Source organism: Luteimonas salinisoli (genome assembly GCF_013425525.1).
Lineage (GTDB): Bacteria > Pseudomonadota > Gammaproteobacteria > Xanthomonadales > Xanthomonadaceae > Luteimonas > Luteimonas salinisoli.
In genome coordinates this window covers 34,740-56,782 of the sequence record NZ_JACCKA010000078.1, presented here as the reverse complement: position 1 = coordinate 56,782, position 22,043 = coordinate 34,740, and the positions used below count along the sequence as shown (strand labels likewise).

20 protein-coding genes are annotated in these 22,043 nt (G+C 71.9%); 15 read left to right on the top strand and 5 right to left on the bottom strand.

What is annotated here, in order from left to right:
* Positions 1–403 precede the first annotated feature (403 nt).
* The 8 genes from H0E84_RS14050 (at position 404) to H0E84_RS14015 (ending at position 7,099) form a co-directional block, all read left to right on the top strand.
* Positions 404–874, top strand: a complete 471-nt coding sequence (locus H0E84_RS14050; RefSeq protein ID WP_180679279.1) for an SUF system Fe-S cluster assembly regulator — start codon at positions 404–406, stop codon at positions 872–874.
* Between the two features lie 92 nt (positions 875–966).
* Positions 967–2,427 carry a Fe-S cluster assembly protein SufB gene (gene sufB, locus H0E84_RS14045; protein WP_180679278.1) on the top strand — a complete coding sequence of 487 codons (1,461 nt, stop codon included), beginning with the start codon at positions 967–969 and terminating at the stop codon, positions 2,425–2,427.
* Between the two features lie 122 nt (positions 2,428–2,549).
* The gene (gene sufC / locus H0E84_RS14040; protein ID WP_180679277.1) at positions 2,550–3,311 is read left to right on the top strand and encodes a Fe-S cluster assembly ATPase SufC; all 762 of its coding nucleotides are present in this window, start codon (positions 2,550–2,552) and stop codon (positions 3,309–3,311) included.
* On the top strand, positions 3,308–4,561 hold the full coding sequence (gene sufD / locus H0E84_RS14035) for a Fe-S cluster assembly protein SufD (protein ID WP_180679276.1): 1,254 nt from the start codon (positions 3,308–3,310) through the stop codon (positions 4,559–4,561). Before sufC ends, sufD begins: the two co-directional genes overlap by 4 nt.
* 2 nt (positions 4,562–4,563) lie before the next feature.
* Positions 4,564–5,817: a cysteine desulfurase gene (locus tag H0E84_RS14030; protein ID WP_180679286.1), complete on the top strand. Its 1,254-nt coding sequence runs from the start codon at positions 4,564–4,566 to the stop codon at positions 5,815–5,817.
* Positions 5,818–5,830: 13 nt separating this feature from the next.
* Positions 5,831–6,361 (top strand): GNAT family N-acetyltransferase, encoded by a 531-nt coding sequence (locus tag H0E84_RS14025; RefSeq protein WP_180679275.1) that lies wholly within the window; start codon positions 5,831–5,833, stop codon positions 6,359–6,361.
* 80 nt (positions 6,362–6,441) lie between these two features.
* Entirely contained in the window at positions 6,442–6,711 is a 270-nt protein-coding gene (locus H0E84_RS14020; protein WP_180679274.1) for a hypothetical protein, read from the top strand.
* Positions 6,712–6,763: 52 nt separating this feature from the next.
* A complete protein-coding gene (locus tag H0E84_RS14015; protein WP_180679273.1) occupies positions 6,764–7,099 on the top strand; it encodes a non-heme iron oxygenase ferredoxin subunit in 336 nt (111 codons plus the stop codon).
* A gap of 264 nt (positions 7,100–7,363) precedes the next feature.
* Here H0E84_RS14015 and H0E84_RS14010 read toward each other — a convergent pair whose 3' ends face one another.
* Positions 7,364–7,957: a HutD/Ves family protein gene (locus H0E84_RS14010; protein WP_180679272.1), complete on the bottom strand. Its 594-nt coding sequence runs from the start codon at positions 7,955–7,957 to the stop codon at positions 7,364–7,366.
* Between the two features lie 225 nt (positions 7,958–8,182).
* Entirely contained in the window at positions 8,183–8,518 is a 336-nt protein-coding gene (locus H0E84_RS14005) for a ComEA family DNA-binding protein (RefSeq protein WP_180679271.1), read from the bottom strand.
* 213 nt (positions 8,519–8,731) lie between these two features.
* Between H0E84_RS14005 and H0E84_RS14000 the strand changes: the two genes are divergently transcribed.
* Both H0E84_RS14000 and H0E84_RS13995 read left to right on the top strand, forming a co-directional pair.
* A complete protein-coding gene (locus H0E84_RS14000; protein WP_180679270.1) occupies positions 8,732–10,186 on the top strand; it encodes a M20 family metallopeptidase in 1,455 nt (484 codons plus the stop codon).
* A gap of 200 nt (positions 10,187–10,386) precedes the next feature.
* Positions 10,387–10,650, top strand: coding sequence for a GlsB/YeaQ/YmgE family stress response membrane protein (locus tag H0E84_RS13995; RefSeq protein ID WP_180679269.1), 264 nt, complete (start codon positions 10,387–10,389; stop codon positions 10,648–10,650).
* Positions 10,651–10,668: 18 nt separating this feature from the next.
* Here H0E84_RS13995 and cysC read toward each other — a convergent pair whose 3' ends face one another.
* A complete protein-coding gene (gene cysC, locus H0E84_RS13990; protein ID WP_180679268.1) occupies positions 10,669–12,573 on the bottom strand; it encodes an adenylyl-sulfate kinase in 1,905 nt (634 codons plus the stop codon).
* 68 nt (positions 12,574–12,641) lie between these two features.
* On the bottom strand, positions 12,642–13,553 hold the full coding sequence (gene cysD, locus H0E84_RS13985) for a sulfate adenylyltransferase subunit CysD (RefSeq protein WP_180679267.1): 912 nt from the start codon (positions 13,551–13,553) through the stop codon (positions 12,642–12,644).
* Between the two features lie 173 nt (positions 13,554–13,726).
* Between cysD and H0E84_RS13980 the strand changes: the two genes are divergently transcribed.
* The 3 genes from H0E84_RS13980 to H0E84_RS13970 are packed head-to-tail and all read left to right on the top strand — an operon-like array spanning position 13,727 to position 18,072.
* A complete protein-coding gene (locus tag H0E84_RS13980) occupies positions 13,727–15,556 on the top strand; it encodes an assimilatory sulfite reductase (NADPH) flavoprotein subunit (protein ID WP_180679266.1) in 1,830 nt (609 codons plus the stop codon).
* A gap of 30 nt (positions 15,557–15,586) precedes the next feature.
* Positions 15,587–17,338 (top strand): assimilatory sulfite reductase (NADPH) hemoprotein subunit, encoded by a 1,752-nt coding sequence (cysI, locus tag H0E84_RS13975; protein ID WP_180679265.1) that lies wholly within the window; start codon positions 15,587–15,589, stop codon positions 17,336–17,338.
* A complete protein-coding gene (locus tag H0E84_RS13970; protein WP_180679264.1) occupies positions 17,335–18,072 on the top strand; it encodes a phosphoadenylyl-sulfate reductase in 738 nt (245 codons plus the stop codon). Before cysI ends, H0E84_RS13970 begins: the two co-directional genes overlap by 4 nt.
* Before the next feature lie 9 nt (positions 18,073–18,081).
* Here the strand turns inward: H0E84_RS13970 and H0E84_RS13965 are convergent, their stop codons facing one another.
* Positions 18,082–19,071 carry a LysR family transcriptional regulator gene (locus H0E84_RS13965; protein WP_180679263.1) on the bottom strand — a complete coding sequence of 330 codons (990 nt, stop codon included), beginning with the start codon at positions 19,069–19,071 and terminating at the stop codon, positions 18,082–18,084.
* Between the two features lie 208 nt (positions 19,072–19,279).
* Here H0E84_RS13965 and cysG point away from each other — a divergent pair, with 208 nt between their 5' ends.
* Positions 19,280–20,797: a siroheme synthase CysG gene (cysG, locus tag H0E84_RS13960; RefSeq protein ID WP_180679262.1), complete on the top strand. Its 1,518-nt coding sequence runs from the start codon at positions 19,280–19,282 to the stop codon at positions 20,795–20,797.
* Between the two features lie 145 nt (positions 20,798–20,942).
* Positions 20,943–21,935 (top strand): cysteine synthase A, encoded by a 993-nt coding sequence (cysK, locus tag H0E84_RS13955; protein WP_180679261.1) that lies wholly within the window; start codon positions 20,943–20,945, stop codon positions 21,933–21,935.
* Positions 21,936–22,043: the final 108 nt, after the last annotated feature.

Sequence of the window (22,043 nt, the reverse complement as noted above, 5' to 3'; positions counted from 1 at the left end):
TTCGGTCCGGCCATCCATGGCCGGACTCAGGGCCGCAGACCATCCATGGTCTGCTCTCCGCAACACCCCCGGCGCGACTCCCGCTTGGCCGATGGTCGGCTTCGGGTGGGTGGGCTACCGGAGATCCGAAAGGGAAATGACCGGTGCGGCGTCCAGGCCGGGAATATGCGGCGAGTCGGACCATGGATGGCCCGACCGAGCCGCGGAGCATTCCCCGGCCCGGGCGCCGCTAGCTCCGAAGCCCGCGAGCCCGCCGGATCTCCAAGAGCGCAGCGAACAGCGGCTTCGCCGCGGACCGGGCTGTGCCGGCTACGCAGCCGGATGCGGACCTACATGAACGGCCCGCTTGGCCCATGGCGCCACAAAGCGTACAATTTCGGTACGTTTTCCGGGTCTCCCCGCCATGCTCCGCGTCACCCGCCTGACCGACTACGCCACCGTCGTCCTGACCGTGCTCGCCGCGCGGCCCGGCGCCGTGCTCAGCGCGGCCGACCTGGCCGAGCGTGCGGGCCTCGAGACCCCTACGGTCAGCAAGCTGCTCAAGCCGCTCGCACAGGCCGGCCTGGTGGAGGGCTTCCGCGGCGCCCACGGCGGATACCGGCTGTCGCGTCCGGCCGCGGCGATCAGCCTGATCGAGATCGTCGAGGCCATGGAGGGGCCGCTGGCGATGACCGAGTGCAGCCTCGACGGCGACCAGTGCGGCATCTCCCACCAGTGCGGCGTGCGCGCCAACTGGCGGCGCATCAACGACGTGGTCGCCGAAGCCCTGCGCGGCGTCAGCCTGGCGCAGATGCTCGACGGCGCCCCGGCCCCGTCCCATTCCCCCACCGGGGCGCGGCGCATCGCCGCCCGCCTCGCCACCACCTCCACGTAGAGCGGAGCTTGCTCCGCTGCGTCGGCTCCGGAAACCGCGCAGCCGAGCGAGCTCGGCTCTACAGGATCAGAGACACGCAGGCAGCCCAAACCATGGCCACCGAAATCATCGAACCCGTCAGCAATCGCGAGATCCACGAGCAACTCGGCCGCGGCTATGCCGCCGGGTTCGTGACCGACATCGAGTCCGATTCGCTGCCGCCGGGACTGGACGAGGACGTGGTCCGCGCGCTCTCGGCCAAGAAGAACGAGCCGGAGTGGATGACCGAATGGCGCCTGGCCGCCTACCGGCACTGGCTGACCATGCCGGTCCCGCACTGGGCCAAGCTGCGCATCGCGCCGATCGACTTCCAGGCGATCAGCTACTACGCCGCGCCCAAGGGGCCGAAGTACAAGTCCCTGGACGAGGTGCCGCAGGAACTGCTGGACACCTACGACAAGCTCGGCGTGCCCCTGCACGAGCGGGCGAAGCTGGCGGGCGTGGCGGTGGACGCGGTGTTCGATTCGGTCTCGGTCGGCACCACCTTCAAGAAGGAGCTGGCCGAGAAGGGGGTCATCTTCTGCTCCATGTCCGAGGCGATCCAGGACCACCCGGAACTGGTGAAGAAGTATCTCGGCAGCGTGGTGCCGACCGGCGACAACTACTTCGCCGCGCTCAATTCGGCGGTGTTCTCCGACGGCAGTTTCGTCTACATCCCCAAGGGGGTGCGCTGCCCGATGGAGCTGTCCACCTATTTCCGCATCAACGCCGGCCACACCGGCCAGTTCGAGCGCACCCTGATCATCGCCGAGGAGCGCTCGCACGTCTCCTACCTGGAGGGCTGCACCGCGCCGATGCGCGACGAGAACCAGCTGCACGCCGCGGTGGTCGAGCTGGTCGCGCTCGAGGACGCGGAGATCAAGTACTCCACCGTGCAGAACTGGTACCCGGGCGACGAGGAGGGGCGCGGCGGCATCTACAACTTCGTCACCAAGCGCGCCGAGTGCCGCGGCGATCGCAGCAAGGTCACCTGGACCCAGGTGGAGACCGGCTCGGCGATCACCTGGAAGTACCCCAGCTGCGTGCTGTTGGGCGACGACTCGACCGGCGAGTTCCACTCGGTCGCGCTCACCCACCACTGCCAGCAGGCCGATACCGGCACCAAGATGATCCACATCGGCAAGCGCACCAAGTCCAAGATCGTGAGCAAGGGCATCAGCGCCGGCCGCGGCCAGAACACCTATCGGGGCCTGGTCAAGGTCGAGCGCAACGCCGACGGCGCGCGCAACCACACCCAGTGCGACAGCCTCCTGATCGGCAAGCGTTGCGGCGCCCATACCTTCCCCTACATCGAGGTGAAGAATCCCGGCGCCACCGTCGAGCACGAAGCCACCACCTCGAAGATCTCCGACGACCAGATGTTCTACTGCCGCTCGCGCGGCATCTCCCAGGAGGACGCAGTGAGCCTGATCGTCGACGGCTTCTGCAAGCAGGTCTTCCGCGAGCTGCCGATGGAATTCGCAGTGGAGGCGAAGAAGCTGCTGGAAGTCAGCCTCGAGGGCAGCGTCGGTTGACGCTGCCGTGATTGGTGATTGGTGATTCGCAAGAGCATCTTGCCGCCGACCACAACCCGGCCCAACACCGATCACGAATCACGAATCACCAAAAAAAACCAATCACCAATCACGAGTCCCCCATGCTCAACATCGACAACCTCCACGTCCGCATCGGCGAACGCGACATCCTCAAGGGCCTCTCGCTCGACGTGCGGCCCGGCCAGGTGCACGCGATCATGGGGCCCAACGGTGCCGGCAAGTCCACCCTCGGCAACGTGCTGGCCGGGCGCGAGGGCTACGAGATCGTCTCGGGCGGCGTGCAGTTCGAGGGCCGCGACCTGCTGCAGCTCGCACCGGAGGAGCGCGCCGCCGCCGGCATCTTCCTCGCCTTCCAGTACCCGGTCGAGATCCCCGGGGTAAACAACACCTACTTCCTGCGCAGCGCGCTCAACGCGCAGCGCAAGGCGCGCGGCGAGGAAGAGCTCGACTCGATGCAGTTCCTCAAGCTGGTGCGCGAGAAGCTCGCCGCCCTGCACCTGGACGACCGCCTGTTGCACCGCGGCGTCAACGAGGGCTTCTCCGGCGGCGAGAAGAAGCGCAACGAGATCTTCCAGCTGGCGGTGCTGGAGCCGAAGCTGGCGATCCTCGACGAGACCGATTCCGGCCTCGACATCGACGCGCTGAAGAACGTCGCCGAGGGCGTGAACGCGCTGCGCGCGGCGGACCGCGCGTTCGTGGTGATCACCCATTACCAGCGCCTGCTCGACTACATCCAGCCCGACGTGGTCCACGTGCTGGCCGACGGCCGGATCGTCGAGAGCGGCGGCCCGGAGCTGGCGCTGCATCTGGAAGAGCATGGCTACGCCTGGCTCGAGGACCGGATCGCGCCGGAGGCCGCATGAGCGCGCTGCTCGACTCGCTCACCGCGGGCTTCGAGGGCGACGCCGCGCGCCGGGCCGCGCTCGACGCGGCGCTGCGCGACGGCCTGCCGGGACCGCGCAGCGAGGCCTGGAAATACACGCCGCTGCGCGCGCTGGAGCGCCGGGAATTCGCGGCGGGCGCGTCCGCGCCCGCCATCGATCCCGCCCTGCTGGCCGGGATTCCGGCGCCGCGCCTGGTGTTCGTCAACGGCCGCCGCGACGCGGCGCTGTCCGACCTGTCGGCGCTGCCCGAGGGGCTCTCGCTGCGCTCCGGCCCCGGCGCGGCCCTGGCGGCGCCGGACGACGGCGCCCGCTTCCGGCGCAGCGACGCGGTGTTCGCGCGGCTGGCGCTGGCGCTGGCGGACGAGGGCGTGGCGCTCGACGTCGCCGCGGGCGCGCGTCCGGACACGCCGCTGCACCTGGTGTTCGTCGGCGCGCCGCAGGACGGCCGCGACCTGGCCTGGCACCTGCGCCATGCCATCCGCATCGGCGACGGGGCCGGCCTGCGCCTGGTCGAGCACCATCTCGCCGCCGGAGCGCACCGCCACCTCGACAATGCGCTGCTGGCGCTGGAGCTGGGCGACGGCGCGCGGCTTCAGCACGCGCGCATCCAGGCCGGCGCCGACGGCGCCACTGCATTCCTGCGCACCGAAGCCACGCTGGCGGCATCGGCGCGCTACTCCCGCGTCGACCTGGAACTCGGCGGCGCGCTGTCGCGCCACGAGTTCAATGTCCGCCTGGCCGGGCCGGGCGCGCGCCTGACCGCCAACGGCGTGCTGCTGGCCGGCGGCCGCCGCCACCTCGACACCCGGCTGGGCATCGAGCACCTGGCCCGCGATACCGCGTGCGCGCTGCTGTGGCGTGGCATCGGCGCCGGCCGCGGCCGTGTCGTGTTCCACGGCGGCATCACCATCCACGAGGGTGCCGACGGCGCCGACGCCCAGCTGTCGAACAAGAACCTGCTGCTGTCCGACGGCGCCGAGATCGATACCCAGCCGGTGCTGGTCATCCACGCCGACGAGGTGCAGGCCGCGCATGGCGCCACGGTCGGCCGGCTCGACGCCGAGGCGCTGTTCTACCTGCGCAGCCGCGGACTGCCCATGACCGAGGCCCGCACGCTGCTGACCGCCGCCTTCGCGCGCGAGCCGCTGGCGGCGCTCGACGGCCATGGCGTGGACGAAGCGCTCCAGGTCCACCTCGATCGCGCCCTGGGCGCGCTGGAGGCGTCGTGAACCTGGCGCAGCCCGCCGGCCCCGCGGCTGCGGCGACGGGATCCGTCGACTGGGCGCGGGTGCGCGCCGACTTCCCGCTGCTGCACCGGGCGGTGCACGACAGGCCGCTGGTCTACTTCGACAACGCCAACACCTCGCAGAAGCCCGCCACGGTGATCGAGGCGATGGACGGCTACTACCGCCGCTACAACGCCAACGTCAGCCGCGCCGTGCACCAGCTCGGCAGCGAGGCCACCGAGGCCTACGAGGACGCGCGCCGCAGGCTGGCGCGCTTCCTCAACGTCCGCGCCGACGAGCTGGTGCTGTGCAGCGGCACCACCTTCGCGATCAACCTGGTCGCCTACTCGTGGGCGCTGCCGCGGTTGAAGCCGGGCGATGCCATCCTGGTCTCGCGCATGGAGCACCATGCCAACATCGTGCCCTGGCAGCTGGTCGCCGAGCGCACCGGCGCCAGTGTGCGCGTCGCCGAGATCCGTCGGGACGGCACCCTCGACCTCGACGCTCTGTACGCGGCGATGACCCCCGAGGTGAAGCTGCTCGCGGTCGCCCACGTTTCCAACCTGCTCGGTACCGTGAACCCGGTGCGCGCGATCTGCCGCGAGGCGGCGAGGCGCGGCATCGTCACCGTGGTCGACGGCTCCCAGGCGGTGCCGCATCGCAAGGTGGACATCCCCGCGATCGGCTGCGACTTCTACGCGTTCACCGGGCACAAGATGTGCGGCCCCACCGGCACCGGCGCGCTGTGGGCGCGGCGCGGGCACCTGGAGACGATGCCTCCGTTCATCGGCGGCGGCGAGATGATCCGCGAAGTGAGCTTCGAAGGCACCGTGTACAACGATCCGCCGCACAAGTTCGAGGCCGGCACGCCGAACATCGCCGGCTTCGTCGGCCTGGGCGCCGCCGTGGACTATCTGGACGCGCTGGGCATGGAAGCGGTGGAGGCGCGCGAGGCGGAACTGCTGGCGCACCTGACCGCGGCGCTGGGCGACATCGCGGGTCTGCGCATCCTCGGCACCGCCCCGGACAAGGCGGCGGTGGTCGCGTTCCTGGTCGAGGGCGCGCATGCCCACGACCTGGCGACCCTGCTCGACCTGGAGGGCGTGGCGATCCGCTCGGGCCAGCACTGCGCGCATCCGCTGCTGCAGTTCTACGGGGTCGCCGCCACCTGCCGCGCATCGCTGGCGTTCTACAACACCCACGAGGAGATCGAGGTCTTCGCCGCGGCCCTGCGCAAGGTGCGCGGCCTGCTGGGTTGAACCGATCGCGAACATGTCCGACGCCATCTTCCGTCATGCCCTCCTCGAAGACGTCGACGCCATCGTCGACCTGGTGACCTCGGCCTACCGCGGCGAATCCAGCCGCGTCGGCTGGACCACCGAGGCCGACCTGCTCGACGGCGACCGCATCGATCCGGACCTGCTGCGCGCCGACATCCGCAGGCCGCGTAGCCTGGTGCTGCTGGCGGGGGAGGCGGGCGTCGCCGGGCCGATCGCCTGCGCGCACATCGCCGAGGAAGCCGGTGCCGGCTACTTCGGCATGTTCGCGGTGCGCCCGGAACGCCAGGGCGCGGGCCTGGGGCACGCGCTGCTGGGCGAGGCGGAACGCGTCGTGCGCGAGGACTGGCGGCTGCAGGCGATGCGCATGACCGTGCTCGACGTGCGCGACGAGCTGATCGCCTGGTACGAGCGCCGCGGCTACCGCCGGACCGGCCGGTTCCGGCCCTTCCCGTACGGGGACGCGCGCTTCGGCCTGCCGCGCCGCGACGACCTGCGTTTCGAGGTGCTGGAGAAGGCGCTGTAGCCGATGCTCCGGGACGCTTTCGCCGCCGCTTCGACGCTGCCCTCTACAATCGACATTCCGCCGACGGGAGCGAACTACCGATGGACGAGGATCTCGAGCACATGTCCCGCGACCAGCTCCTCGCCGAGGCGAAACGCCTGCGCGCGGGCATCCGCGGACACCGCGACAGCAGCGGTCACGCGCTGTGCTGGCACCATCCTGCGCTCTGGGGCCTGCTGCCCGAGCAGGACGCGCCGCGGCCGATCGTCCCCGACTGGCCGCAGTTCCTGCGCGGCTGCATCCGCTACCGCGAAAGCCTGGACGAGCAGCTCCCGGACGCTCCCCGCAGCCGCGCCCCGTACCGCGAATGAGCCGCGTGCAGCTCCACGCCCTCCCGGGTCGGCCGCGGACTGGAACCCGCTGATGGCGGCTGACGTGCACGGCTGGGTCCGCGTCTGCGCCACCGCCGAGCTGCTGCCCGGCGAGATGCGCGTGGCCTGGGACGGCGATACGCCGATCCTGGTGTTGAACCACGACGGCGACCTCTATGCCATGGAGGACCGCTGCAGCCACGAGGACTTCGAACTCTCGGCCGGCGCATTCGACAACGAGCACGCAACCATCGAATGCGTGCTGCACGGGGCGAAGTTCGATATCCGCGACGGACGGCCGCTGTGCCCACCCGCCTACGAACCGGTCGTCCGGTTCCCGGTGCAGGTGGTCGACGGCGCGGTCTGGACGCGCGACGACCGCGGCTGACCGGGCCGCTACGTGCAGGATGCGCTGCGCGCCGCCGCCCGATACTGCACGAGTGGGTCGGCCGTGGCGCCGCGCTGTCCGTGTGCGGCAGCCTGCGCGGCATGACGCCTGGAGTGGAGGCAGTGCTGCGCGATCTGCTCGGCGACGGCGAGGTGGAGCACCTGCCCGCCTGCGGCCGCTATCGCCGCGACGTGTACTGAGCTGTCCGGCGACCGCAGCCGGGCGAAGGATGCCGCGGCGCCGGCGACCGCATCCCCCCGCCGTCTATCCGGCCGCCTGCAGTCGGATCACCAGCAGCTCGCCGCCGCCATCGAGCAGGAAGCGCCGCCGCTCGCGCGCCGACAACAGCGCGGTATCGCCCTGCGCCAATGGGGGCAGCCCGGTCTCGCGGTCGAAGCGCGCCTGACCACCGAGCAGATGCAACGCCCACTGCTCGCCCGGCCCGGCGAAAAACAGCATCGGGCCGACCAGCGGGCGTCGCCAAAGTTCGGCTTGCATCGCGTCCCGTCGCCACATCAGGTTGAACAGCGTGGCCAGCCCCTCGACCGGCTCGCCGGCCACGGCGCGTTCGCCCGCATAGCGCGTACTGCCGTACGGCGGCACAAGCATCCGCTGCTCGCCGTCCCCGAACCGCAGCCGCAGCCCCTCGCCGGCCAGCAGCACCTGCTCCCGCTCCACGCCGGGAAATGCGGAAAACGCCGCCTCGCGCTCGACCTCGGCGATCGACAGCCGCCACGTCCAGTCGCCTTCCCCGGGAACGGCCAGGATCTGGCGGGTCCAGCCGGCGCCATTGCGCCAGCGCTCGCGCCGGTACTCGTTGGCGGGGATCACCTGCGCGCGCGGCGGAACGGAAGCCATGACGCCAGTGTAGCCGGCAGCCGCGAGGCGAAAACGGCGCCGGGCCCGGCCGGGCCGCTGGCCTGGCGCAGTGGCGCGCGACGGGATCGGAAAAGGTGCCGCCCGCCCGCACATCATGCGCGGACGGGCGGCGCTACATCCCTGTAACGGCATCCTGCCGGATTCCGCGGGGCGTCCCTGCCCCTCCTCGGGAATCGCGCGTCCCCTGCGCGATTCCAGCGGTCGTCAGCGCGTCTGCGCAGCGGCCGCCGCGGCAGTGGCACCGCTCGCCGCGGCGCGGCGCGGGGCGGTATTGCCGAGCTCGATGCGTTCGCGATTGCGCTCCACGGTCTTCAGACCGATTCCTTTCACCGTCGCCAGCTCGTCCAGGCTGCGGAACGCGCCATGGGCCTTGCGGTGCTCGACGATCGCCTCCGCCTTGGCGGCGCCGACGTTGACCAGCACCCGTTCCAGGGCGGCGGCGTCCGCGGTGTTGATGTTCACCTTCTCGGCCGCCAGGGCGCTGCCGATCATCAGCAGCGAAAGCAGCAGCGAGGCGAACCCGGTCTTGAATGCGTTCATGCGAATGACTCCTTGGTTGATGGGTGACTTCCTTGCCTTCCCGGCCGGCGCGGTGCTGCAGCGCCGGCATGAACAGTCTCGGCGCTGCGCCAGGTCCGTGCTATCGCCGCATCGACCGCTGTGGCGCCGGCCAATGCCCCGCCTGAGGGTAGGAAAAATCCTACGGCCGGCCGCGGGCGCTAAAATGGCGGTCGTCCCCGACAGGAGCGCGCGATGGATACCGGCAAGGTCGACCGATACATCTCCAGCAAGTGGGACGAGGACATCGTCCCGCAGCTGGTCGAGTACATCCGCATTCCCAACAAGTCGCCGATGTTCGATGCCGACTGGGCGGCCCACGGCTACATGGAGGACGCGGTGCGGTTGATGGAAGGCTGGGCGAAGGCGCAGCCGATCCCCGGCATGCAGGTGGAGACGGTGCGCCTGGAAGGCCGCACCCCGCTCATCTTCATCGACATTCCCGCCGCGCACGGTGGCAGCGACGAGGATTGCGTGCTGCTCTACGGCCATCTCGACAAGCAACCCGAGATGACCGGCTGGGACGACGACCTGGGCCCGTGGAAACCGGTGCTGCGCGACGGCAGGCTGTACGGCCGCGGCGGGGCCGACGACGGCTACGCCATCTACGGCTCGCTCGCGGCCGTCCTCGCCCTGCACGAGCAGCAGCTGCCGCACGCGCGCTGCGTGGTGCTGATCGAAGCCTGCGAGGAATCCGGCAGCTACGACCTGCCGGCCTACGTCGACCATCTGGCCGGCCGCATCGGCAATCCGTCGCTGGTGGTCTGCCTCGACTCGGGCTGCGGCAACTACGAGCAGCTGTGGTGCACCACCTCGCTGCGCGGGCTCGCGGGCGGCAACCTGACGGTAAAGGTGCTCGAGGAGGGCGTGCATTCCGGCGACGCCTCCGGCGTGGTGCCGTCGAGCTTCCGGCTGCTGCGGCAGCTGCTGTCGCGGATCGAGGACGAGGCCACCGGCCGCATCCTGATCGAAGGGCTGCATGCACAGGTGCCCGCCGAGCGCCTGCAGCAGGCGCGCCGCGCGGCCGAGGTGCTCGGCACGGCGGTCTACGACAAGTTTCCCCTGCTGCCGGGGCTGGCGCCGATGCACGCCGACCTGGCCGAACTGGTGCTCAACCGCACCTGGCGCCCGGCGCTGTCGGTCACCGGCGTCGGCGGCGTGCCCACGCTGGATTCGGCCGGCAACGTGCTGCGTCCGCACACCGCGGTGAAGCTGTCGCTACGCCTGCCGCCCACCATCGACGGCCGCCGCGCCGGCGAACTGCTGCAGGCCGAGCTGCTGCGCGATCCGCCCAACGGCGCGACCGTCACCCTGGAACTGGAGAAGGCCGCGACGGGATGGAACGCGCCGGCGCTCTCGCCCTGGCTGGAAAAGGCCATCGACGGCGCCAGCCGCGCCTTCTACGGCCAGCCGGCGATGTACATGGGCGAAGGCGGCTCGATCCCGTTCATGGGGATGCTCGGCGAGAAGTTCCCCGGCGCGCAGTTCATGATCACCGGCGTGCTGGGCCCGCACTCCAACGCGCACGGCCCCAACGAGTTCCTGCACATCGCCATGGGCAAGCGCGTCACCGCCTGCGTGGCGCAGGTGCTGGCCGAACACCACCACGCCGGCCAGCGCGGGGAGACGGGGCGCGGGCCCGGGGGCTGAGGCCACGACCGGTTCCGGCGGGCGCGAGGCGCGGGCCCGGGCGCACGCATCGGCCCGGCCACCTGCCCTCCGCATGCCGGTGGCGCCGCGGCGGCGCCCCGCCGTCATTCGCGCGCGCATTCCAGGGGCCGGGGCAGCCCCCCCCTCGCCGACGCTGGAGGCATGCGCTACGCTGCCGCCGTCCAGACCAAGGGGGCTCGATGGAACCGTTCGGCACCAGCAACTGGCTCGCGATCATCCTGCTCGGCCTGGTGGCCGGGGTGCTGGCGCGGCTGGTGACCCCGGGCAGGCGGCGCCTGGGCATCATCCTGACGGCGCTGCTCGGCATCGGCGGCGCGCTGCTCGCCAGCTGGATCGGCCAGCAACTGGGCTGGTACGCCAGCGGCCAGCCTGCCGGATTCCTCGGCGCCCTGCTCGGCGCGATCCTGATCCTCGGCATCGCCCAGCTGTTCCGCGGCCGCTGACGCGCCGCACCGCCCGCGCTACGCGTCGAGCAGCCGGGCGATCACCTCCTCCGCGAGCGCCTCGGCGTCCGCCGCCGCGGTATCCAGGCGCATCTCCGGGCGTTCCGGCGGTTCGTAGGGCGAGTCGATGCCGGTGAAGTTCGGCAGCTCGCCGCGGCGCGCCTTGGCGTACAGCCCCTTCACATCGCGGCGCTCGGCCTCGGCCAGCGGCGTGTCGACGTGCACCTCGAGAAAGTCGCCGTCCGCGAACAGCGCGCGCGCCGCGGCGCGCTCGGCGCGGAACGGCGAGATGAAGCTCACCAGCACCACCAGACCGGCATCGGTCATCAGCTTCGCGACCTCGGCGACGCGGCGCAGGTTCTCCACCCGGTCTCCGTCGGTGAAGCCGAGGTCGCGGTTGAGGCCGTGGCGGACGTTGTCGCCGTCGAGCAGGTAGGTGTGCAGGCCGCGCGCCGCCAGCCCGCGCTCGACCAGGTTGGCGATGGTGGACTTGCCGGCCCCGGACAGGCCGGTGAACCAGACGCAGCGCGGGCGCTGGCCCTTGAGCGCGGCGCGCACGCCGCGATCGACGTCGAGCGCCTGCCAGCGCAGATTGTCGGCGCGGCGCAGGCCGTGGCGGATCATCCCCGCACCGACCGTGGCGCGGGTCAGCGGATCGATCAGGATGAAACCGCCGAGCGTCCGGTCCTCGCCATAGGGGGCGAACGCCACCGGCGCATCCAGCGACAGGGTGACCTCGCCGATGTCGTTCTGCTCCAGCCGCTTGGCGGCCAGGGGCTGCAGGCTGGCCGGATCCAGCCGGTGCTTGAGTTCGCCGATGCGCGCCCCGACGCCGCGGCTGGCGAGCTTGACGTGATAGCGCCGCCCGGGCAGCAGCGGCGCCCGGTCGAACCACAGCACATCGACCGCGAACTGGTCGCTGCTGGCGGGCGCCGCCGCGGGGTCGGCGACGACGTCGCCGCGCCCGGCATCCACTTCGTCTGCCAGGCGCAGCGCGACCGCCTGACCGGCATGCGCCACGTCCCGTTCCGCCCCCGCCACCCGCAGCGCGGCGATGCGCGTTTCCACGCCGGCCGGCTCCAGCCGCACCCGGTCGCCCGTGCGCAGGCTACCCGCGGCGACCGTGCCGGCCAGCCAGCGGGCGCCGGCGCCGTCGCGCAGCAGCGTCTGCACCGGCAGCCGGAGCGGGCCGGCCGACGCCGGAGCCGCAGCCTCCACCGTCTCCAGGTACTCGAGCACGCTCGGTCCGGCGTACCAGTCGAGCTCGGCAGCGGGCTCGACCACGTTCACGCCCAGCGCCGCCGATAGCGGAATGCAGGCGACGTCGCCGATACCGAGTCGCGCCGCATGGGCCCGGTATTCGCCGGCGATCCGCTCGAACACGGCCCGGTCGTAGCCGGTGCGGTCCATCTTGTTGACCGCCAGCAGCACGTGGCGCACGCCCAGCAGTGCGGCGATCGCGGTATGCCGGAAGGTCTGCGGCGACAGCCCGCGGGTGGCGTCGACCAGCATGATCGCCAGGTCCGCGACCGAGGCGCCGGTGGCCATGTTGCGGGTGTACTGCACGTGCCCCGGACAATCGGCGATCAGGAAGCGGCGCCGCGGCGTCTCCAGGTGCCGCCAGGCCACGTCGATGGTGATGCCCTGCTCGCGCTCGGCCTCCAGGCCATCGAGCAGCAGCGCATAGTCGATGTCCGCGCCGCGGGTCCCGTGCGCGGCGCTGGCGCGCTCGAGCGCCGCGCGCTCGTCGTCGGGGACGCGGCCGGCGTGGAACAGCAGGCGGCCGATCAGCGTACTCTTGCCGTCGTCGACGCTTCCGCAGGCGACGATGCGGAGGAACCGCGATTCGCCGTTGCCGGTTGGAGGATCGGAAGCGACAGCCGTGCCGTCCCTCCAGCGATCCCCGATAGTCGAATCATCCATACGCACCCTGCCTTTTCGAATCGCCAGTCGCCCGTTCACCGATCGTCCCGTCTACCGGGTACGGCCCCTCAGAAGTAGCCCTCGCGCTTCTTCTTCTCCATCGAGTCGCCCTCGACGTGGTCGATCAGGCGGCCGGCGCGCTCGGACTGGCTGCCGACCTCCATCTCGGCGATGACGGCATCGAGATCGGCGGCATCGGACTCGACGGCGCCGGTGAGCGGATAGCAGCCCAGCGTGCGGAACCTGACCCGGCGCAGCTCCGGGGTCTCGCCCGGCCGCAACTGCAGGCGCCCGTCGTCGACCATGATCCAGGCGCCATCGCGCCGCACCAGAGGGCGCTCGGCCGCGAAGTAGAGTGGCACCACCGGGATGCCTTCCCGGCGGATGTAGCGCCAGACATCCAGCTCGGTCCAGTTCGACAGGGGAAACACCCGCACGCTCTCGCCGTCGCCGACGCGGGCGTTGTACAGGTTCCACAGCTCCGGTCGCTGGCGCCGCGGATCCCAGCGCTGGCGGGCGTCGCGGAACGAGAACATGCGCTCCTTGGCGCGCGACTTCTCCTCGTCGCGGCGCGCGCCGCCGATGGCGGCGTCGAATCCGCCGGCCGCCAGCGCCTGCCGCAGCGCCTGGGTCTTCATCACCTCGGTATGCACCGTGGCGCCGTGCGTCTGCGGCCCGACGCCTTCGCGCAGGCCGTCGGGATTGACGTGCACGCGCAGCTCGACCCCGGTCTCGGCCACGCGGCGATCGCGGAAGGCGATCATCTCGCGGAACTTCCAGGTGGTATCCACGTGCAGCAGCGGGATCGGCGGCCGCGCCGGCGCGAACGCCTTGAGCAGCAGGTGCAGCAGCACCGAGCTGTCCTTGCCGATCGAATACAGCAGCACGGGATTGCGGCACTCGGCGGCGACCTCGCGCAGTACGTGCAGGCTTTCGGCTTCGAGGCGGTCGAGGTCGGTGGAGATGGCGGTCCGGGTCATCGGTGCAGGCATTGCGGCCGCCGACGTCCGGCAGGCCAGTACGCCGGATTCTGGGATGCAAGGTGCCGCGGCCGTAAATGACCTCCGGGCATGTGCGCATAACCGGACTTCCTTTCGCATCTCCGGCGTGCCGGCCTAGGCTGATGACCGCCCTCCCGCCACGGCCTGCCACGATGTCGCCTCCGCAAGCCCTCGCCGCGCCCCCGCTGTCCGCCGAAAGCAGCGACGCGCTGCGTCGCCTCACCGAGGGGCTGGACGGCGCCGGGCTGTGGTGGCTCTCCGGCTACGCGGCCGGCCTGGCGACGAGAGCCGCCGCGGGAGCGGCCGGACCCGCCGCGGCCGGGCAAGCCGTCTCCGCCAATCGCGTCACCGTGCTCTACGGCAGCCAGACCGGCAACGCCCGGCGCGTGGCCGAGCGCCTGGCCGCCGACCTGGAGGGCGCCGGACTGACGGTGCGGCTGCTCGGGGCCGACAGCTATCCGGCGCGCGAGCTGAAGCAGGAGCGCCATCTCTACCTGGTGATCAGCACCCAGGGCGATGGCGATCCGCCGGACGACGCCCGCGACCTGTACGGCTTCCTCACCGGCCGGCGCGCGCCCGCGCTGCCGCAGCTGCACTACGCAGTACTCGGCCTGGGCGACTCCAGTTATCCGCGGTTCTGCGTCGTCGGCCAGGTGCTGGACGCGCGGCTGGCCGAACTCGGCGCGACCCGGCTGTTCGACCGCGGCGACGCCGACCTCGACATCGACGGCGTGGCCACGCCGTGGCGCCGGCAGGCGCTCGCCGCCGCGCGCGAGTCGCTCAAACCCAGCGCCACCGTGACCCCGTTGCGGCCGCTGGCCGCACCCGCGGCGGGCCACGACCGCGACCGGCCGTTCGCGGCCGAACTGCTGGTCGACCAGCGCATCACCGGCAGCGGCAGCGATCGCGACATCCGCCATCTCGAGCTCGCGCTGGAGGCGTCCGGACTGCACTACGAGCCCGGCGACGCGCTCGGGGTCTGGCCGCGCAACGCCGCCGAACTGGTCGACGGCGTGCTAGAGGCGCTCCAGCTCGACGGCGAGACCGCGGTCGCCCACGGCGGCGAAGAATTGCCGTTGCGCGACTGGCTGAGCGCACGACGCGAACTGACCAGGCTCGCGCGCCCGCTGCTCGCCGCGCACGCCGCGCGCGCCGGCGATGCCGACCTGGCCGCGCTGCTCGCGCCGGAGCGCGCCGACGCGCTGGCGCGCTGGCTGGACGGGCGGCAGCTGATCGATCTGCTGCACGAGGTACCGGCCGACTGGGACGCCGAAGCGCTGGTCGCGGCGCTGCGTCCGCTCACTCCGCGCCTGTACTCGATCGCCTCGAGCCGCAAGACCGTCGGCGACGAAGCCCACCTCACCGTCGCCCACGCCGCCTGGGCCCGCGGCGACGCGCGGCGCTTCGGCGTGGCCTCCCACTACCTGGCCGGGGCCGGCGAGGGGTCGACCGTGCCGGTCTATGTGGAACCGAACGAGCGCTTCCGCCTGCCCGCCGACCCGGCGCGCGACGTGATCATGATCGGCGCCGGCACCGGCGTGGCGCCGTTCCGCGGCTTCCTGCAGGAACGCGTGGCGGTCGGCGCGGCCGGGCGGCACTGGCTGTTCTTCGGCAATCCGCGCTTCCGCAGCGATTTTCTCTACCAGCTCGAATGGCAGCGTGCGCTGAAGAACGGCCAGCTGCAGCGCATCGATCTCGCGTTCTCGCGCGACCGGCCTGCGGCGGCGCCCGGCGTCGCGGATGCGGCCGCCGCGCCGCGCACCTACGTGCAGCAACGCATCCGCGAGCGCGGTCGCGAGCTGTACGACTGGCTGGAAGGCGGCGCGCACCTGTACGTCTGCGGTGCGCTGGCCATGGGCCGCGACGTGCACGCCGCGCTGGCGGAAGTGGTGGCCAGCCACGGTGGTCGCGATGCAGAGGCCGCCGACGCGTACCTGGAAACGCTGCAGAAGGAGGGACGCTACGGCCGCGATGTCTATTGAACCCACGACATCGCCGCAGGGCAGGACATCATGAGCATCCACTCCGTCGAAGACATCAAGGCCGACAGCGCACGTCTGCGCGGCAGCCTGCTGGAGAGCCTGGCCGACCCGGTCACCGGCGCGCTGCGCGAGTCCGACCAGACCCTGATCAAGTACCACGGCAGCTACCAGCAGGACGATCGCGACATCCGCGAGGAGCGCCGCCAGGCGCTGCTCGAGCCCGCCTACGCCTTCATGATCCGCACCCGCACCCCAGGCGGCGTGGTGACCCCGGCGCAGTGGCTGCAGCTGGACGCCATCGCCACCCGCTACGCCGAGCGCGGCCTGCGCATCACCACCCGCCAGGCGTTCCAGCTGCATGGGGTGATCAAGACCGAGCTCAAGGCCACCATGCAGGCGATCAACGCCGCGCTGATCGACACCCTGGCCGCCTGCGGCGACGTCAACCGCAACGTCGCCGTCGCCGCCGACCCGCAGCCGTCCGCGGCGCATGCGGCGGTGCAGGCGCAGGCGGCGGCGCTGTCGGAGCGGCTGCTGCCCAACACCCGCGCCTACTACGAGATCTGGCTCGACGAGGAGCGGGTGGCGTCCAGCGGCGGCGAGGAGGAGCCGATCTACGGCGACCGCTATCTGCCGCGCAAGTTCAAGATCGGTTTCGCGGTGCCCCCGGTCAACGACGTCGACGTCTTCGCGCAGGACCTGGGCTTCATCGCCATCCTCGGCGACGACGGCGCCCTGCTCGGCTACGACGTCAGCGTCGGCGGCGGCATGGGCGCCAGCCACGGCGATCCCGAGACCTATCCCCGCCTGGGCAGCATCATCGGTTTCATCGGGCCGGACCAGGTGACCGCCGTCGCCGAGGCCGTGGTCACCGCACAGCGCGACCACGGCAACCGCGAGGTGCGCAAGCGCGCGCGCCTCAAGTACACCATCGACGATCGCGGTCTCGACTGGTTCCGGTCCGAGGTCGAACGGCGCGCCGGTTTCCCCCTCCCCCCGGCGCGACCGTTCTTTTTTTCCCATACCGGCGACCGCTTCGGCTGGGCCGAAGGAAGCGACGGACGCCTGCAGCTGGGATTGCGGATCCCGGCCGGACGCATCGTCGACGGCCGCCTCGACGGCCGCGGCGATCCGGTGCGCCACCTGAGCGGCCTGCGCACCATCGCCATGCTGCTGCAGCGCGAGGGCGACGGCGCCGAGTTCAGGATGACGCCCAACCAGAATCTCGTGCTGGCGGGCATCCCCGCCCCGCTCAAGACGCGCATCGAGGAGCTCTGCGCCGAACACGGCCTGGACGGCTGGCGCGGCGCCACCCCGCTGCGGCGCAATGCGCTGGCCTGCGTGGCGCTGCCGACCTGCGGCCTGGCGATGGCCGAGGCCGAACGCTATCTGCCGGACCTGCTCGATCGCGTGCAGAGGCTGCTGGACGGCCACGGCATCGGCGACGCGCCGATCCATCTGCGCGTCAGCGGCTGCCCCAACGGCTGCTCGCGCCCCTACCTGGGCGAGATCGCCCTGGTCGGCCGCGCCCCCGGACGCTACAACCTGATGCTCGGCGCCGATCACCGCGGCCAGCGCCTCAATGCGCTCTACCGCGACAACATCGACGAGGCCGCGATCCTCGCCGCGCTGGACCCGCTGTTCGCCGGCTATGCCCGCGATCGCCACGACGGCGAGGGCTTCGGCGACTACCTGGTGCGCTGCGGCGCGGTCTCCATTCCCGAACGCGACGTCCGCCGCGCCATCCCCATCGTTCACGTCGCCGAGGAGGCGCCCGCATGAGCCCGCCCGACCCCGTCACCGCCGCAGAATCCACCCGCGCCCTGGCCGAACTGAACCAGTGGCTGTCGCGACGCAGCGCCGAGGCGCGCGTGGCCTGGGCGCTGGAGAACACCGCCGGCGGGCACGCGCTCTCGTCCAGCTTCGGCGCCCAGGCCGCGGTGTCGCTGCACATGGTCACGCGGCAGCGGCCGGACATCCCGGTGATCCTGGTCGACACCGGATACCTGTTCCCGGAGACCTACCGTTTCGTCGATCAGCTCACCGAGCGGCTGGCCCTCAATCTCAAGGTCTACCGCCCCGAGCCGGGCGGCCCGTGGGCCGAGGCCAGACTGGGGCGGCTGTGGGAACAGGGCGCGGAGGGCATCGCCCGCTACAACCGCATGCACAAGGTGGAGCCGATGCAGCGCGCGCTCGGCGAGCTCGGCGTGCGGACCTGGATCGCCGGCCTGCGCCGGCAGCAGGCCAGCACCCGCGCCGGCATCGATTTCCTCGAGCTGCGCGACGGCCGCTGGAAGCTGCACCCGATCGCCGACTGGAGCGACCGCGACGTCTGGCAGTACCTGCAGCGCCACGACCTGCCCTATCATCCGCTCTGGCACCAGGGCTACGTCTCGATCGGCGACGTGCACACCACGCGCAAGCTGGAGCCCGGCATGCGCGAGGAGGACACGCGCTTCTTCGGCCTCAAGCGCGAATGCGGCCTGCATTTCGACGAGACGGACATCGCCGCTTGAGGTCCCGCGTCACACCGAGATCGGCTGGCTCAACTCGGTCCAGGTCGGCGGCGGCGGCCAGTCCGCCTCCAGATTGCCCTCCAGCACCCGGCGCAGGTCGCGGCGGTCGAGCTGCGGCGCCAGCGCGTGCAGCAGCGCCAGCGCGTACTCGCGCAGCACCCGGCCGCGCGGAATCACCGCCCAGGTGATGCATTCGGGCAACGCCGCGGGGGCCGGAAGCAGGCGCAGGTCGTCGTCCTCGCGCGTGCCGATGGCCATTTCCGCCAGCAGGCCGGCACCGAGGCCGGCGCGCACGTAGGTCTTGATCAGGTTGGCGTCGCGCGCGGTCATCGCCACCTGCGGCTCCACGCCTTCGGCCGCGAAGGTGCGCTGCAGGGAGGAATCGGCGCGGGTGGAGGACTCGTAGCTGATCAGCGGATGCCGAGCGAGCTCCGCCAGGGTCGGCGCCCGCCCGAGGCCCGCCAGCGGGTGCGCGCTCGGCACCAGCAGCACGCGCCGCCAGCGGTACAGCGGAACCACCATGCCGCCGTCCTGCGGCGCCGGGCCGGCGGTGCTGATCAGGGCCAGGTCGGCGCCGTCCTGGGCCAGTTTCTGCAGCACCTCGGCGTCGGCGGCGGCTTGCAGGTCGACGTTGACCTGCGGGAACTCGCGCTTGATCGCCGCGATGACCGGCGGCAGCACGTAGCGCGCCTGGGTATGGGTGGTGGCCAGCAGCAGCCGGCCGCTGTGCTCGCCGCGCTCGTTGGCGGCGTAGCTGCGGATGTTGGCGGCCTCCTCCAGAATCCGGCGCGCGTGCTGCAGTACCTGCTCTCCGGCGGGCGCGATGCCCTCCAGGCTGCGCCCCTTGCGCACGAACAGCTGGAAGCCGAGCTCGTCCTCCAGTTGCCGGAGTTGCTTGGACAGCCCCGGCTGGGTGGCGTGCACGCGCTCGGCGGCGAGCGTGATGTTGAGCCCGGCGTCGACGATGGCGACCAGATAGCGCAGCTGGGTGAGGGTCATGGCATGGCTCCGGGCAGGCGCACCGGGAAACGCCCGTATCGTTCGATCACGATGAAGCGATGTCCGAGCTTATCCGCCGCTCGCAGGCATTGTCCATTGCCGCCCGGCGCGCGCTTATGCCGAATTCGCATGTCGCCAGACCGGCAGGCCATTTCCGCTACCGCCGCGGCACCGCTAGCGTCGAGACCGTCCGCAGTTCCGATCATCCATGTCTCTCGACGCCGCGCCGCCGCTGTACCCCCTGTTCGCCGACCTGCGCGGCCGCACCGCGCTGGTGGTCGGCGGCGGCGGCGTCGCGCGGCGCAAGGCCGCGTCGCTGCTGCAGTCCGGCGCGCGCGTCGTGGTCGGCGCACCGGAACTCGAACCCACCCTGTCCGCCTGGGCGCTCGAGGGCCGGATCGTGCACCGGCGGGGCCGCTTCCGGCCGTCGTGGCTGGACGACGCCTGGCTGGCGATCGCCGCCACCGACGAGGTCGCCGTCAACCGCGAGGTCGCGGCCGCCGCGGAGGCGCGGCGCATCTGGGTGAACGTGGTCGACGATGCCGCGCTGTCCCGGTTCCAAGTGCCGGCGCGCGTCGAGCGCGGACCGCTGCAGATTGCGATCTCCAGCGGTGGCGGCGCGCCGATGCTGGCGCGGCTGCTGCGCGAACGGCTGGAGACGCAACTCGACGACTCCTGGTCCGCGCTGGCGACCCTGCTGGCACGCCAGCGCGGGCGCATCCGTGCGCGCTGGCCGGACCCGGGAGCGCGGCGACGCGCGTTCGCGCGCCTGCTCGCCGGCCCGCTGCAGGGACTGCTGCGCCGCCGCCGCGATCGCGAGGCCGAACTTCTGCTCGATGCGGAACTGGCGCCGGACGGCCCCACGAGCGCCGCACCCGCGGGTTCGGTGGCCCTGGTCGGCGCCGGCCCCGGCGATCCGGGCCTGCTCACCCTGCGCGCCCTGCGGCTGCTCAACGAGGCCGACGTGATCCTCCACGACCGCCTGGTCGGCGACGGCGTGCTTGCGCTGGCGCGCCGCGACGCCGAGCTGGTAAGCGTCGGCAAGCAGGCCGGCGACCATCGCACCGCCCAGGAGCGCATCCATGCGCTGATGATCGACCACGCCCGCGCCGGCAGGCGCGTGGTCCGGCTCAAGGGCGGCGACCCGTTCGTGTTCGGCCGCGGCGGCGAGGAACTCGAAGCGCTGCACGCCCACGGCATCGGCTACGAAGTGGTGCCGGGCATCACCGCTGCGGTCGCCTGCGCCGCCTACGCCGGGGTGCCGCTGACCCATCGCGACCACGCCCAATCGGTGCGCCTGGTCACCGCCCACTGCAGCGCCTCGCTGGACACCCTCGACTGGCCGGCGCTGGCGCAGGAACGGCAGACCCTGGCGGTGTACATGGGCGTGGCCATGCTCGACACGCTGCGCACGCGCCTGGTCGGCGAGGGCCGCGACCCGGCAACGCCTTTCGCCCTGGTGGAGAACGGTTCGCGGCCGGAACAGCGCGTAGTGACCGGTACGTTGCACGAGTTGCCGGCGCTGGCCCGCCGCCACGCGGTGCGCTCGCCGGCGCTGCTGATCCTGGGAGAGGTCGCCGCGCTGGCGGAGACGCTGCACTGGTTCGGCGACGCGCCGCTGTCCGCTGCATCCGCCGTGCTCCGTTCTCCCCATGCGGGCGCGGGCGGGCCGGTGCCTGCGCCAGGCACGCCGGAACCGGACAGGGCGCTGGAGCGCGCCGCATGAGCCACGCCCCTCCCGTCGCGGCGCCGACCGGCCCGACCGCGCATGCTCCGCCCCAGACGGCGGTTCGACTCCCCGGCCGCCTACGACCGGCGCGGCCATCCCGCCCGCCCTTCCACCCCAATCCGCTCCCAGCGAGGACACCGACATGACGATCCACGACAGCATCCTCGACACCATCGGCCATACCCCGGTCGTGCGGCTGCACCGCCTGCCGCCCGCGCACGTCTCCTTGTACGCGAAGGTCGAATCGTTCAACCCCGGCGGCTCGGTCAAGGACCGTCTGGCGCTCGCGATCGTGCTCGACGCCGAGCGCAGCGGCGCGCTCAAGCCCGGCCAGACCATCGTCGAAGCCACCTCCGGCAATACCGGCGTGGCGCTGGCGATGGTGGCCGCGGCGCGCGGCTACCCCTTCGTCGCGGTGATGACCGAGACGTTCTCGATCGAACGCCGCAAGCTGATGCGCGCCTATGGCGCTAAGGTGATCCTCACCCCCGCCGCCGAACGCGGCACCGGCATGGTGCGCAAGGCCGCCGAGCTGGCCGACAGACACGGCTGGTTCCTGGCGCGGCAGTTCGAGAATCCCGCCAACCCCGCCTACCACCGCCAGACCACCGCCGCGGAGATCCTGCGCGACTTCGCCGGTCGCCGGCTCGACTATTTCGTCAGCGGCTGGGGCACCGGCGGCACCCTGACCGGCGTCGGCCAGGTGTTGCGCGTGGCACGTCCCGAGGTGCGCATCGTCACCTCCGAGCCCGCCGGTGCGCCCCTGCTCGGCGGCAAGGAGTGGCAGCCGCACAAGATCCAGGGCTGGACCCCGGACTTCGTGCCCGAGGTGCTCGACCGCAGCGTCTACCACGAGCGCCTGCCGGTCGACGACGTCACCGCCCGCGACACCGCCCGGCGCCTGGCCGCCGAGGAAGGCCTGTTCGTCGGCATCTCCGCCGGCGCCACCGTCGCCGCCGCCCTCCAGGTGGCCGAAACCGCGCCGGAAGGCTCGGTGATCCTGGCCACCCTCCCGGACACCGGCGAGCGCTATCTCTCGACGTTCCTGTTCGAGGACGTCAACGAGGGCTCGGACGACGAATGGCTGGCCTCGCTGGAGACGACCGACACCGGAAAGGCAGCCGTCGCGGCGTAACCCCATCCATCGCGGACATCCCGCCACCCGCGCACCCGGCAACGGGCACCCGGAGTATCCGGGGCCGGTGCGGTGCCCCGGTGCGGGACCGTCGACGCCATGGATGGC